The organism is Streptomyces sp. NBC_00490, assembly GCF_036013645.1.
GTDB lineage: Bacteria > Actinomycetota > Actinomycetes > Streptomycetales > Streptomycetaceae > Streptomyces > Streptomyces canus_F.
Map to the genome: position 1 here is coordinate 184,494 of NZ_CP107870.1, position 12,919 is coordinate 197,412.

The 12,919-nt window shown below is 71.2% G+C and carries 8 protein-coding genes; 3 read left to right on the forward strand and 5 right to left on the reverse strand.

Annotation, left to right across the window (positions count from 1 at the left end):
* Positions 1–51: 51 nt before the first annotated feature.
* On the reverse strand, positions 52–2,016 hold the full coding sequence (locus tag OG381_RS49205) for an FAD/NAD(P)-binding protein (protein WP_327722948.1): 1,965 nt from the start codon (positions 2,014–2,016) through the stop codon (positions 52–54).
* A gap of 415 nt (positions 2,017–2,431) precedes the next feature.
* Between OG381_RS49205 and OG381_RS49210 the strand changes: the two genes are divergently transcribed.
* Entirely contained in the window at positions 2,432–2,722 is a 291-nt protein-coding gene (locus OG381_RS49210; protein WP_307038317.1) for an acyl carrier protein, read from the forward strand.
* An 83-nt stretch (positions 2,723–2,805) separates the two neighbouring features.
* Here OG381_RS49210 and fdxA read toward each other — a convergent pair whose 3' ends face one another.
* The 3 genes from fdxA to OG381_RS49225 all read right to left on the reverse strand — a co-directional run bounded on the left by fdxA (position 2,806) and on the right by OG381_RS49225 (position 6,081).
* Positions 2,806–3,126 (reverse strand): ferredoxin, encoded by a 321-nt coding sequence (fdxA, locus tag OG381_RS49215; RefSeq protein WP_327722949.1) that lies wholly within the window; start codon positions 3,124–3,126, stop codon positions 2,806–2,808.
* 71 nt (positions 3,127–3,197) lie between these two features.
* The gene (locus OG381_RS49220; protein ID WP_327722951.1) at positions 3,198–4,223 is read right to left on the reverse strand and encodes a 2-oxoacid:ferredoxin oxidoreductase subunit beta; all 1,026 of its coding nucleotides are present in this window, start codon (positions 4,221–4,223) and stop codon (positions 3,198–3,200) included.
* Positions 4,213–6,081 carry a 2-oxoacid:acceptor oxidoreductase subunit alpha gene (locus OG381_RS49225; RefSeq protein ID WP_327722952.1) on the reverse strand — a complete coding sequence of 623 codons (1,869 nt, stop codon included), beginning with the start codon at positions 6,079–6,081 and terminating at the stop codon, positions 4,213–4,215. The genes OG381_RS49220 and OG381_RS49225 overlap by 11 nt, the downstream gene beginning before the upstream one ends.
* Before the next feature lie 321 nt (positions 6,082–6,402).
* Here OG381_RS49225 and OG381_RS49230 point away from each other — a divergent pair, with 321 nt between their 5' ends.
* Both OG381_RS49230 and OG381_RS49235 read left to right on the forward strand, forming a co-directional pair.
* The gene (locus OG381_RS49230; protein ID WP_327722954.1) at positions 6,403–8,763 is read left to right on the forward strand and encodes an ATP-binding protein; all 2,361 of its coding nucleotides are present in this window, start codon (positions 6,403–6,405) and stop codon (positions 8,761–8,763) included.
* Complete coding sequence (locus tag OG381_RS49235) at positions 8,763–10,403, forward strand: AMP-binding protein (protein WP_327722955.1); 1,641 nt, start codon at positions 8,763–8,765, stop codon at positions 10,401–10,403. Before OG381_RS49230 ends, OG381_RS49235 begins: the two co-directional genes overlap by 1 nt.
* Positions 10,404–10,536: 133 nt before the next feature.
* Here the strand turns inward: OG381_RS49235 and dxs are convergent, their stop codons facing one another.
* The gene (dxs, locus tag OG381_RS49240; protein WP_327722956.1) at positions 10,537–12,864 is read right to left on the reverse strand and encodes a 1-deoxy-D-xylulose-5-phosphate synthase; all 2,328 of its coding nucleotides are present in this window, start codon (positions 12,862–12,864) and stop codon (positions 10,537–10,539) included.
* Positions 12,865–12,919: the final 55 nt, after the last annotated feature.

The following is a 12,919-nucleotide window of genomic DNA, read 5'->3' on the forward strand; positions in this document are numbered from 1 at the left end:
CCGCCGCGCCCTCACCGTCCACCACGGTGAGGGCGCGGCACGGTCATGCCGTCACGCCGCCTCGCTCCCGGCCGTCGCACCCGGCAGGGTGTACGCCGGCGCGGACGCCAGCGACAGCACGGCACGAGCGATCGCGTCGGAGTCGCCCAACGTCACCGAGTTCACCCCGGGCCTGATACCGGCGGCCGTCACCCAGTGCACGGACTCGGTGGGCACGCCGTACGCGAACCGCCGCGGGTGCGCCCGGCCCGAGGCGTCCACCAGACGGTAGGGCCGCTCGGTGACCGCGAGACCACCCGTCTCGTACGTCCGCGTGCCGGGACCCTGGATGCGATAGCGGCTGCACTGGCCGGTCGCCCGCAGATGGAGCAGCAGCGGGTCGGCGGTGCGCCGCAGGTCGATGTCGGGCAGCCGGGCCTCGATCAGCACCCCGGCCCGCACCTCGGAACCGGGCACCTTCGGCGAGGACGCCACGAACTCCCCTGCCTCCTCGTCCAGTTCCATCCGCACGTCGGGGCCCACGATGGTGAGGACACCGGCCTCGATCAGCGCGATCATCTCCCGGATGCGGGAGGCGGGCGGCCCGATCGACAGGAACGCGTTGAGCGGGGTGTACCAGCGGTCGAGGTGGTCGCGGTGCGAGTCCGCGGTCAGACCGTTGTGGTCGATCAGCAGCCGTATCTCGTTGCGCAGATCCCGCAGCGCGTCCAGCGCCGCCTTCAACGGCCCCGACACATTGCCCTCGAGAGCGTCCGCCACGTCCTGGCCCAGCCGCGTCAGCAGCCACTCCTGCCAGGCGTCCGGACTGTCGAACCGTGCCCCCTCGTCGGGGCGGGTGACGCGCCCCCAGTCCCAACGGTCGGCGGCGGCCACCCCGTACGCGTCCAGCACCTCGCCCTCGGCGGAGCTGTCCCACGGCGCGTCCAGCAACTCCTTGCGGAAGGCGTCCACGACCTGTGGCTCCTCGGTGCGGGCCAGCAGCGCGGTGTAGTAGACCGTCTCGGCCTCCTTGGCGATCAACGGCCAGATGTCGGCCCGGAAGTCCAGGCCGCCGCAGCGCGCGCCCCGCGCCCGCAACTCGGCCACCTTCGCCTCGTCCAGCAGCAGCGGGTGGTGCCGGCCGTGGGCACCCTTCTCGTTCTCGCCGCGCGCGTGATACGGCACCCCGCGCCGGGAACCGGCGTGCAAGGCGGGCTCACGGCCCGAGGGCCGATAGACCAGCCGCCCGTCCACCTCCTCGTACACCCCACCGCGCCCCTGGGTGAACAGCGCCATGTAGTCGAAGAAGTTGAGCCCCAGCCCGCGCAGCAGCACCGGCTCACCCGCTTTGACGAACTCCAGGTCGATGTCGGCCGGATTGACCGGCCGCACATGCCGCAGCCCCAGAGCCTGGGCCTTCTTGTGCAGCCGGGCCAGCGTGTCGGGGTCCTCCGCCTCCACATGCCCCAGGGACAGCACCACCGCGTCCAGGCCGGTCAGTTCGCGGCCGTTCTCCAGCCGCACGGTCTGCGTCGCCTCCGGCCCGTCCGCCGCGTCGTCCAGGGCGACGGCGCGAGTGTGGTGGACGACGATGTTGACGTGGAACGGGGCGAGCGCGACCACCCGGTTGAACACCCACTCCAGGTAGTGGCCGTAGAACGCGCGGGTCGGATACGTGTCGGGGCCCATCCCGCGCGCCTCCGCGTGAAAACCGTCGTCCAGACCGGACTCCCCGGGTTCCAGCGACGCCATCAGCTGCGCCCACTCGTACAGGCTCGGTCCGGTCTCCAGCGGGCCCTCCATCTCCACCGACTCGTCGGTGAAGAGAGTCACCTGGGAGGCGACGGTGTTCATCAGCAGATGCCGGGACTGGCTGCCGCGCCATACACGGCCCGAGCCCGGCCGCTCGGACTCGACCACGTGCACGGTGAGTCCGGTGTCCGGGGCGAGGGCGGCGTTGGCGCAGACGCGTGCCAGCACCGACAGGCCGCGGGGCCCGGTGCCGATGATGCACATGGTCAGTCGCTGGTTCCCCATCTGTTGCTCCTGCTCGGCGTAAAAAGGCGTGGAAAGGCATGGATAGGCACGGCAAGGCGTTGACTCACGGGAGAGACGAGGGAGCCGCAACGGCCTGTCATGGCACGGCTCCGGTACGAGGGAAGCAAATCCTCTTTGCCGAATTCGGGTCAACGAATGGCTGCCTGAGGCGCCGCGCCGGTGCCGCCAACCGATAAAACGTGCCAGTGTTCTGCCGCACCACGAATGCCGTGGCGTCCTATTGCGCGGTCCTGGGCACACGCTCCACCGCGCTTTGCCATACGACTGTCATGCCGCCCGGCTCCGGCAGCGGCGGGGCGAGCTTCAAGCCCGGCTTTAGCCCCCTTGCGGACACTGGCCGGACCCCGCCCTTTCAAGGGCCCACACCCTGGCCGCCATCGCCGAGGAGCACTCCATGACGACCCGTACCTCCGGGCAGGCCGCACTTGCCGCCGGGCTGCACGGCTGGCTCACCGCTCGTCTCGCGCTCTACCTCGACCGTCCCGAGGAATCCCTGGACGACCGCACCCCTCTCGTCACCTACGGCATGGACTCGGTGACGGCACTGAGCCTGTGCGGCGACCTGGAGGACGAGCACGGCCTGATCGTCGACCCGAACCTGGTCTGGGACCATCCCACGATCGCCGCCATCGTCGACCATCTGACACCACGTCTGACGACTCAGGGCATGGACTGGAACCTGTAACCACGTCGCCCCGGCCCCGCACAGACCGAAGCAGCGCGCGTCCGCCGATACACCGGCGGACGCGCGCTGTTCGTCACCACGGCTCAGGCACTGAGGACGGGCGCCTCCTGGACGACCGGGTGGTCGCTGCCCAACGGGCCTATCGCACTCGCCCCGCCCGGCGAGCCGACCGTCTCGAACACCTCGGCGTTGGCCGGGCCGAACGCACTCCACTGCTCCGGCAGATCGTCCTCGTAGAAGATCGCCTCGACCGGGCAGACCGGCTCGCACGCCCCGCAGTCCACGCATTCGTCCGGGTGGATGTAGAGCATGCGCGGTCCCTCGTAGATGCAGTCCACGGGGCATTCGTCGATGCAGGCCTTGTCCTTCACCTCGACGCAGGGCTGAGCGATGACGTACGTCATGAGGGGGCTCCTCTGAACGGAAAAGGAAAAAGGAAAAGAGGGAACGGGAACGGGGGTGGGGCCGGGTGGGATCACACGCCGACGGTCCAGGTGTCGCCGCCGGCCAGCAGGGCGGCCAGGTCGCCCTTGCCGTTCTGTTCGATCGCCGCGTCCAGCTGGTCGGCCATCTGGACGTCGTAGACGGGGCGTTCGACGTCGCGGAAGACACCGATCGGGGTGTGGTGGAGGGTGTCGGGGTCGGCGAGGCGGGAGAGGGCGAAGGCGGTGACGGGGGAGGGGGAGTGGGCGTCGTGGACGAGGATGTCCGCCGCGTTCTCCGGGGTCACGTCGACCACCTCGAGGCCGCCGGTGTTCCGGTCGCGGACCACGCCGCGTGAGCCGTCGGTGCCGAAGCGGATGGGCTGCCCGTGTTCGAGGCGGATGACCGCTTCCTCGGCCTGCTGCCTGTCCTTGAGGACTTCGAAGGCGCCGTCGTTGAAGATGTTGCAGTTCTGGTAGATCTCGACGAGGGCGGTGCCGGGGTGGGCGGCGGCCTGGCGCAGGACCTCGGTGAGGTGTTTGCGGTCGGAGTCGACCGTGCGTGCCACGAAGGACGCCTCCGCGCCGATGGCCAGTGACACCGGGTTGAAGGGGGCGTCGAGGGAGCCCATCGGCGTCGACTTGGTGATCTTGCCGACCTCGGAGGTGGGGGAGTACTGGCCCTTGGTGAGGCCGTAGATCCGGTTGTTGAACAGCAGGATCTTGAGGTTGACGTTGCGGCGCAGGGCGTGGATGAGGTGGTTGCCGCCGATGGACAGGGCGTCGCCGTCGCCGGTCACCACCCACACGCTCAGGTCCCGCCTGGAGGTGGCGAGTCCGGTCGCGATCGCGGGTGCGCGGCCGTGGATGGAGTGCATGCCGTACGTGTCCATGTAGTACGGGAAGCGGGAGGAGCAGCCGATGCCGGAGACGAAGACGATGTTCTCTTTGGCCAGGCCCAGTTCCGGCATGAAGCCCTGGACCGCGGCGAGGATCGCGTAGTCACCGCAGCCGGGGCACCAGCGCACTTCCTGATCGGACTTGAAGTCCTTGGGCAGGAGGCGGAGTTCAGTGGTCATGGATCGTCGCCTCCAGTGCGTGCGCAAGCTGTTCTTCCTTGAACGGCATGCCGTTGACCTGAGTGAAGGGCCGTACGTCGACCAGGTAGCGGGCACGCAGCAGCGTCGACAGTTGGCCCAGGTTCATCTCGGGGACGACGACATGCTCGTATCGGCTGAGCACGGTGCCGAGGTTCCGCGGGAAGGGGTTGAGGTGGCGTAGGTGGGCCTGCGCGATGGACTCGCCGGCCGCTCGTAGCCGTCGTACGGCTGCGGTGATGGGTCCGTAGGTGGAGCCCCAGCCCAGGACGAGGGTGCGTGCCTCGTGCGGGTCGTCGACCTCGATATCGGGTACGTCGATGCCGTCGATCTTGGCTTGGCGGGTGCGGACCATGAAGTCGTGGTTGGCGGGGTCGTAGGAGATGTTGCCGGTGCCGTCCTGCTTCTCGATGCCGCCGATACGGTGTTCCAGGCCCGGCGTGCCCGGGATGGCCCAGGGGCGGGCCAGGGTCTGCGGGTCGCGTTTGTAGGGCCAGAAGACCTCGGTGCCGTCGTCCAGGGTGTGGTTGGGGCCCTGGGTGAACTGCACGGTCAGGTCGGGGAGTTCGTCGACGTCCGGGATCCGCCAGGGCTCGGAGCCGTTGGCCAGGTAGCCGTCCGACAGCAGCATCACCGGGGTGCGGTACGTCAGTGCGATGCGGGCCGCCTCCAGCGCCGCGTCGAAGCAGTCCGCTGGCGTCTTCGGCGCGATGACCGGGACCGGCGCCTCGCCGTTGCGGCCGAACATGGCCTGGAGCAGGTCTGCTTGTTCGGTCTTGGTGGGCAGGCCGGTGGAGGGCCCGCCGCGCTGGATGTCGATCACCAGCAGCGGCAGCTCCAGCGACACCGCCAGACCGATCGTCTCCGACTTCAGGGCGACGCCCGGGCCGCTGGTCGTCGTCACGGCCAGGCTGCCGCCGAAGGCGGCGCCCAGGGCGGCGCCGATGCCGGCGATCTCGTCCTCGGCCTGGAAGGTGCGGACGCCGAAGTTCTTGTGGCGGCTCAGTTCGTGCAGGATGTCGGAGGCGGGGGTGATCGGGTAGGAGCCCAGGAACAGGGGCAGGTCGGCCTGGCGGGACGCGGTGATCAGTCCGTAGGACAGGGCCAGGTTCCCGGAGATGTTGCGGTAGGTGCCGGTGGGGAACGCGGTGGCGGCGGGGGCGACTTCGTAGGAGACGGCGAAGTCCTCGGTGGTCTCGCCGAAGTTCCAGCCGGCGGTGAAGGCGGCCAGGTTCGCCTTCATGATCTCGGGTTTCTTGGCGAACTTGGTCTTCAGGAAGCGTTCGGTGCCGGCGGTGGGCCGGTGGTACATCCAGGACAGCAGGCCGAGCGCGAACATGTTCTTGCTGCGTTCGGCTTCTTTGCGGCTGAGGTCGAATTCCTTGAGGGCTTCGACGGTCAGCGTGGTCAGGGGTACCGGGTGGAGGCTGTAGCCGTCCAGGGAGCCGTCGTCCAGCGGTGAGGTGGCGTAGCCGACCTTCTGCAGGGCTCGTTTGGTGAACTCGTCGGTGTTGACGATGATCTCGGCGCCGCGTGGCAGGTCGGCGATGTTGGCTTTGAGGGCGGCCGGGTTCATCGCGACCAGGACGTTCGGTGCGTCGCCGGGGGTCAGGATGTCGTGGTCGGCGAAGTGCAGCTGGAAGCTGGAGACACCGGGCAGGGTTCCGGCGGGTGCCCGGATCTCGGCGGGAAAGTTCGGCAGGGTGGACAGATCGTTGCCGAAGGTCGCTGTCTCGGAGGTGAAACGGTCACCCGTGAGCTGCATACCGTCACCCGAATCGCCCGCGAAGCGGATCACGACACGGTCGAGACGCGTAACTGGCTTGGCCTGAAGGCTCACTGTGGTCGGTCCCTCGCTTCATTGCGGACTCTCACGCGGCCGCCCATTCGACCGCCCCGGACTTGTGAAGGGCTAAATCCGCCAGAACCCGTCTCGTCGCCAGGTGACCGCGAAATGGCTGGAACGAGGTTCTCCACCGGGTTCCCGGCCTGGTCGGAGGGGTTGGAGCGGCCGACGGGGACGAACCGGACGGCCGGATTCTTCAGAGGGCCTTAAGTCATGGTCGAGTCACGGTCCCTAGCGTTCAGTCGCACACCGTGGAGTACCGGGAGTACCCGAGCCTGTGGCGCAAGTCGGCGCCCGGTGGTCCTGAGGGGAAACATGCTGACCGATTTGCCGGTGCACGAGCCGACGACGGAGATGGTGGGTCGCGAACTGGAGCTGACGTCGGTGTGCGGACGGCTCGAGGACTCCTCCCTTCGGCTGATCACGCTCGCCGGCGCCGGTGGCGTGGGCAAGAGCCGCCTGGCCGCCGAAGCCGCCCGTCTGCTCGACGACACCTTCCCCGGCGGCATCCGCACCGTGGACCTGCCCGCCTGCCCCGGCCCCGAAGAGGCGGTGGCCACCGTCGCCCGCGCCGTCGACGCACTGCGCCAACCCCTTCCCGCAGCGCACGAACCGTCGACGGCGGCCGGCGCCGCGCCCGCACACGACCTGAAGAGCGGCCTCGAGCCCCGCCCCCGAGCGCTGCTGATCCTCGACGGGGTGGAGCACATCGCCGCCCGGCTGGCCCCTGTCGTCGCCGATCACCTGGCCGGCTGCCCCTGGCTCACCGTCCTCGCCACCGGCCAGGAGGTCCTGCGCATCTACGGCGAGCAGGTGGTCCCCGTCGCGCCGCTGCCCCCACCCGGCCCGCTCTTCGAACCCGACGTCGCCGACGTACAGGACAACCCGGCCGTGCAGCTGTTCACCCGTCGCGCCCACGAGGTGAACCCCGGGTTCGCGCTCACGGCCGAGAACGTCACCTCCGTCGTCGACATCTGCAACCTGCTGGAGGGCGTGCCCCTCGTCCTGGAACTGGCCGCACGCCGGCTGCGGCTGTTCCCGCTCCAGGAGGTGCAGTCGTGGCTGCACCGGGGCGGCGACAGCCATCTGGCCGGGCTCGTCGACGTACCGCCCCGGCAGCGCTCCCTGCTCGCCGCCGCCGAATGGAGCTGCCGCGGCCTGACCGACGGTCAACGGACGCTGCTCGCCCGGCTGGCGCTGTTCCGGCAGGGCGCCACCCTCGCCACCGCCGAGAAGATATCCCCGCTGTCTGCCGCTGAGACCGCCGCCGCGATCGAGGAGCTCCTCGACCGCAACCTGCTCCGGCTCGACGAGAGACAGCACACCGACAGCCGGCTGACGATGTCGCGCACCATCCGCGTCCACAGCCTCGCCGTCCTCGACGGCGACGCGGAGGAGGCCGCGGCGGCCCGCCGGGTCCACACCCGCCACTACCAGAAGCTGATGCACTCCCTCGAAGGCCGCTTCCACGGCTCCGAGCAGCAGCGCTGGCTGCGGCTGGCCGCCGCCGAGCACGACAACGTCCTGGCCGCCCTCGACCACGTGGCCGAAGGGGCCGACCTCGCGCCGCGCGCCGCCCTGGTCACCGCCTGCCTGCGGCCCTGGCTGGTCCGCGGCGAACTCAAGCCGGGCCTGCACTGGTTCGACTCCACCGCACAGGCCATGCACGAGGCGGACGGCCGGTCCGGCAACGAGGAGGAGACGGACCTGCGGCTGCGGGCCCGGCTGCACACCGGCGCCGGCCTGCTCGCCGCCGCCCTCGGCGACCACGACGGAGCCGCGCACCGCCACCGCCGGGCCGTCGCCCTGTACAAGCGGCTGCGCGACGCCAGGGCCGGGGCGCTGGCCTCGGCCCGCATGGGGCACGCACTGTTCCGGTGCGGCGACCAGGCGGTGGGCCGGTCCCTGCTGATCGCCGCCCGCACCGCCCTGGAGGGACAGGGCGACACCGTGGGATCCGCGGAGGCCGCCGCCTCCCTCGCCGAGGTGATGATGGCCTCCGACCATCGCCAGGACGCCCTCTCCCTGCTGGAGCGGGCCGAGCGCATCCAGCGGCAGAACGGCGAGATCCGTGACCTGGCCCGCACTTTGCACCTGCGGGCCCAGCTCGCCTGGGACGAGGACGACGAGGCCGGGGCGCAGTCGGCACTGCGGCAGAGCCTGACTCTGTATGACTCGATCGACGAGCGCACCGAACTGGCCGCGGCGCTCGACTCGTTCGCCCTGCTCCTGCAGCGCGGCGCCGGCCAGCCGCAGCGCGCCACCCGGCTGCTGGCCGCCGCCGAGAACCTGCGTCGCCGCACCGGTGTGAAGGTCGACAGCGAACGCTGGGACCGCCTTCAGGGCGCGGTCACCGAACTGCGCAGCCAACTCGGCTGGAGCGTCTTCGCCACCGCCTGGGTCGAAGGGCTGCGCCTGCGGCCCGAGACGATGGTCGGCGAAGCGCTCGCCGCGGTCCAGCCGGGCCAGGGCGCCGAGCGCGGCGAGGCCGCCGCACTCACCCCCCGCCAGCTCCAGGTGGCGCTCCTGGTCGCCGAGGGAATGACGAACCGCCAGATCGCCTCCCGGCTCAAGATCGCCGAATGGACGGTCGTCAACCACGTCCGCAACGTGATGCGCAAGCTCGGCTGCCGCTCCAGGGTCCAAGTGGCCTGGGCCGTCGGCAGGAGACGCTGATGACGGCATCCCGTCCCGCACCGCACAGCCCCACCCTGCGCACCGGCCCGGGGGCGGCAAAACCCACGGCGTCCGCCGCCCGGGCGCCGATCACCCCCGACGGCAGCGTCCCCCTCGCCGATCTGCTGGCCGCCGTACGGCCACCCGCCGAGCAGATCCGCCGCTTCACCGGCGAGGGACACTGGCGCTCCGCCACACTCCTGCACGACCTGCACCGCAATGCCGCGGCGCACCCGCACCGCACCGCGATCGTCGCCCACCGCGCCCACCACCCGGCCGCCACCCGCGTACTGCGCATCTCCTACGGCCAGCTCGTCGGTTACGTCGACCGGTTCGCGCACGCCCTGGACGCCCTCGGCGTACGGGCCGGCGACCCCGTCGCCTTCCAACTGCCCAACCGGTGGGAGACCTGCGCCCTGCTGCTGGCCTGTCTGCGGATCGGCGCCGTCGCCGTGCCCGTGATGGCCGGATACGGAGCCCGTGACCTGGAGAGCGTCCTCGGCGCGGCCCAGGCCCGGATCTGCGTTGTCCCCGACCGGTGGGAGGGCACTACCCCCGCCCAGGTCCTGGCCGACCTCGCACCCACCCTGCCCTGGCTGCGCCATCGGGTGGTCCTGGGCGACGCGGCCGCCACCGGCGCGGTCGACTTCACCCGGCACTTCGTGCACACTCCCCACGAACGCTACCGGCGCGACGGCTGGCTGCCGCTGCCCGCCGGCCTCGCCGACCGGATCAGCCTCGCCGTCACCTCACTGGGCCTGCACCGCGCACACAGCATGGCCATGCACACCCCCAACACCCTGCACGCCGGCCTGGACCCGCGCTCGCGGGTCACCGCGTTCACGGCACTGCCGCTGGCCACGCTGCCGTCACTGCTGCACACGATGGTCGGCCCGCTCACCCACGGCACCACCGTGGTCCTGCAGGACGTCTGGGACCCGGAGACCGCACTGGACCTGATGGCCTCGGCGGACGTGCGCGCCGTGCTGGCCACTCCCGCGCAGTGGGCGGAACTGGTCGCCGCCCAGGAACAGCGGCCGCGCCCGCCGGGCCGGCTCGAGCACGCGCTCCTTCCCGGCGGGGCCGACGCCACCACGCGCCTGGCACACCAGGTCCACGAGACGCTGCGGGTGCCGCTGGACGTGACGACGAGTCCGGCGCGGGACGCCGACGGCGACCCGGCGGCCCTGGCCGACTCCGGCCACCAGCGGCCGCACCGCCGCGGCCCCGCCTCACCGCTTGCGGTATGGCAGCGCGAGAGCGGTGGGCTGCGCCCGGTCTGGGACGGGGACGACTGGACCGACACCGGCCCGCACGAGGAGGACCGTACCGTCGAGGAGGTCGGCGGTGTCTTCCTGGTCCCGGTCACCGAGGTCGAGGAACACCTGCTGACCCATCCCCACGTCGCCGAAGCCGCCGTCGTCGCCAGCACCGACCCCGAACACGGCGAGCTCGCCTGTGCCGTCGTCGTCCCCGAAGGCGACCCGCCCTCCCTCCTCGATCTGCGCGCCCATCTGCTGGCCCGGGGCATCCTCACCTCCCACCTGCCCGCCCGTCTCGAACTGGTTCCGGCGCTCCCTCGCTCCGCGACCGGCCGCGTCCTGCGCCACCGCCTCCAGGACACGCTGCCCACCACCTGACCGTCATGAAGCGGGCCGGGCGAAGTCCGCTGCGGTTCGGCGGCGCCCCGAAGGGGCGCGGGGAACTGCGCGAGCAGCCACGACGGCGCCGCAGACAGACAACAACGCGTCCACTGCACTTCCAGCGGAGCGCTTAGGCAGCCGTGCCGACCGGCCGCACCCCGGCGCTCTGCCGGTCGAGCGTGGCGGCGATGTGCAGGGCGATGTCACCGGGGGTGAGACTCAACTTCCTTAGGATCTCCGCGCGTTCGGCATGTTCCAGGAACTCCTGGGCGATGCCGAACTTCCGCAGCGGGGTGTCCACCCCGGCCGCCCGCAGTGCCTGCGCGACCGCCGAACCCACGCCCCCGGTCAGCTCGTTCTCCTCGACGGTCACCACCAGCCGGTGCCGGGCGGCCAGAGGTATGAGGCCGGGGTCGACGGGCTTGACCCAGCGAGGGTCGACGACGGTGCAGCCGACGCCCTCGCCGGCCAGCAGGACGGCGGTGTCCAGCGCGGTCTGCGCCATCGAACCGACCGCGACGACCAGGACGTCCTCCCGTTCCCCGCGGTGCAGCACGTCGATCCCGCCGATTGTGTCGACCGCGTCGAGATCCGCGTCAACCACCCCGCCGGGGAAACGCACCGCGGTCGGCCCGTCGGCGGCCACGGCCTGTCGGAACAGCTCGCTCAGCCGCCTGCCGTCCCGCGGTGCGGCGATCCGCAGCCCCGGCACCATCTGCAGGATCGACATGTCCCACACACCGTTGCGGCTCGCCCCGTCGTCACCGGTCACCCCGGCCCGGTCCAGTACGAGCGTCACCGGCAGCCGGTGCAGGGCCACATCCAGCAGCGCCTGGTCGAAGGCCCGGTTGACGGACATCGCGTGCATCGCCACCACCGGATGCAGACCGCCCAGCGCCAGCCCGGCCGCCGAGGTGACCGCATGCTGCTCGGCGACCCCCATGTCGAAGGTCCGCTCGGGGAAAGCCTGGGAGAACGCCGACAGACCCTTCTGCTCCATCAGCCCGGCGGTGACCGCGACCACGTCCCGGCGCTCGCGGCCCGCCGTGACCAACTCCTCGGAGAACACGGACGTCCAGGTGCGCTCCGGCACGGCGGCGACCTCACCGCGGCGGGCACGCGCGGTGTAGGAGCCCCGGGCCCGGTAGCGGTCCGGATCGTCGGTCTCGGGGGGCGTGTGACCGGCACCCTTGACGGTCACGGTGTGCACCAGGACCGGCCCGCCGTGCTGCCGGGCCTGTTCCAGCGCCCTCTCCAGGGCCTCGATGTCGTGCCCGTCGACCGGACCCACGTACTTCAGCCCCAGCCCCTCGAACGGATTCTGGGCGACGGCCACCTCCCGCAGGTTCTGCCGGGCACCGTGCAGGCCCTCGTACAGCGTGCCGCCGGGAACCGGGGTCCGCTTGGCGACGACCCTGCCCCACTCCAGGAACCGCTCGTACGCGGGCGAGCCGCGCAGCCGGGTCGCCCGCCCGGCCCCCGACGCGGCCGAGCGGCCGTTGTCGTTGAGGACGATGACGACGGGCCGGTCCTTGGCCGCCGCGATGCTGTTGACGGCCTCCCAGGCCATGCCGCCGGTCAGCGCGCCGTCACCGATCACCGCGACCACCGCACGCTCCCGCTCACCGTTGAGCTGATGTGCCTTGGCCAGACCGTCGGCGTAGGACAGGGCGGTGGAGGCGTGCGAGTTCTCCACCAGGTCGTGCACCGACTCGGCCTGCGAGGGATAGCCCGACAGGCCACCCTCCCGACGCAGCGAGTCGAACCGGTCGGCGCGCCCGGTGAGGATCTTGTGCGCATACGTCTGATGGCCGATGTCCCACAGGATCTGGTCCCGCGGCGACTCGAACACCCGGTGCAGCGCGAGGGACAGCTCCACGACACCGAGGTTGGAGCCCAGGTGCCCGCCCTTCTCGGGAACCTTGCGCACCAGCAGGTCCCGGATCTCACCGGCCAGCGCCCGCAGCGCGTCGTGGTCCAGACGGCGCAGGTCCCGCGGGGAGTCCACCGTGGCCAGCAGCGAGCCCAGCTCCTCCTCGCGTGCCCGGTGACCGGCCGCCGGCACGAACCGGATACCGGCGCCCGGCTCCAGACCGACCTCCGGGCCGGTGCGCGGCGGGTCGCAGGCGATCAGGATGTTGTAGTGGTTGGGGAAGTGGCAGGCGTCCCACCCCAGGACGGTGCCGATCCGCTCCCGGCCCACCCACACCTCGTCGCCGCGATCCAGCACACCGGCACCGGCGATCTCCGCGAAGCCGAGGAACCCGACCCGGTCGACGGTGCCACCCGGCGGCGTGTCCACCTGGTCGGTGGTGACCAGCTCATGCACCTCGCCGCGCTGCACACACCGGCTGGTGTGCTCCTCGAGCACCATGCCCCGGTCGTGACGGTGGTGCTTGAGGACCTTGACGACGGTGCCGTCGACGCTCTTCTTACGGCCGTTCTCCGGGTGTGCCATGACGTTCGGCTCCTTGGCGGTACGTGGCGGGAGGTGAGGCGGGGGGACGGCGGCG

Coding starts and splice junctions, on each gene's coding strand:
- OG381_RS49210 (WP_307038317.1), top strand. CDS start 2,432: ATGACGACCCGTACCTCCGGGCAGGCCGCACTTGCCGCCGGGCTGCAC.
- OG381_RS49205 (WP_327722948.1), bottom strand. CDS start 2,016: ATGGGGAACCAGCGACTGACCATGTGCATCATCGGCACCGGGCCCCGC.
- OG381_RS49235 (WP_327722955.1), top strand. CDS start 8,763: ATGACGGCATCCCGTCCCGCACCGCACAGCCCCACCCTGCGCACCGGC.
- fdxA (WP_327722949.1), bottom strand. CDS start 3,126: ATGACGTACGTCATCGCTCAGCCCTGCGTCGAGGTGAAGGACAAGGCC.
- dxs (WP_327722956.1), bottom strand. CDS start 12,864: ATGGCACACCCGGAGAACGGCCGTAAGAAGAGCGTCGACGGCACCGTC.
- OG381_RS49220 (WP_327722951.1), bottom strand. CDS start 4,223: ATGACCACTGAACTCCGCCTCCTGCCCAAGGACTTCAAGTCCGATCAG.
- OG381_RS49230 (WP_327722954.1), top strand. CDS start 6,403: ATGCTGACCGATTTGCCGGTGCACGAGCCGACGACGGAGATGGTGGGT.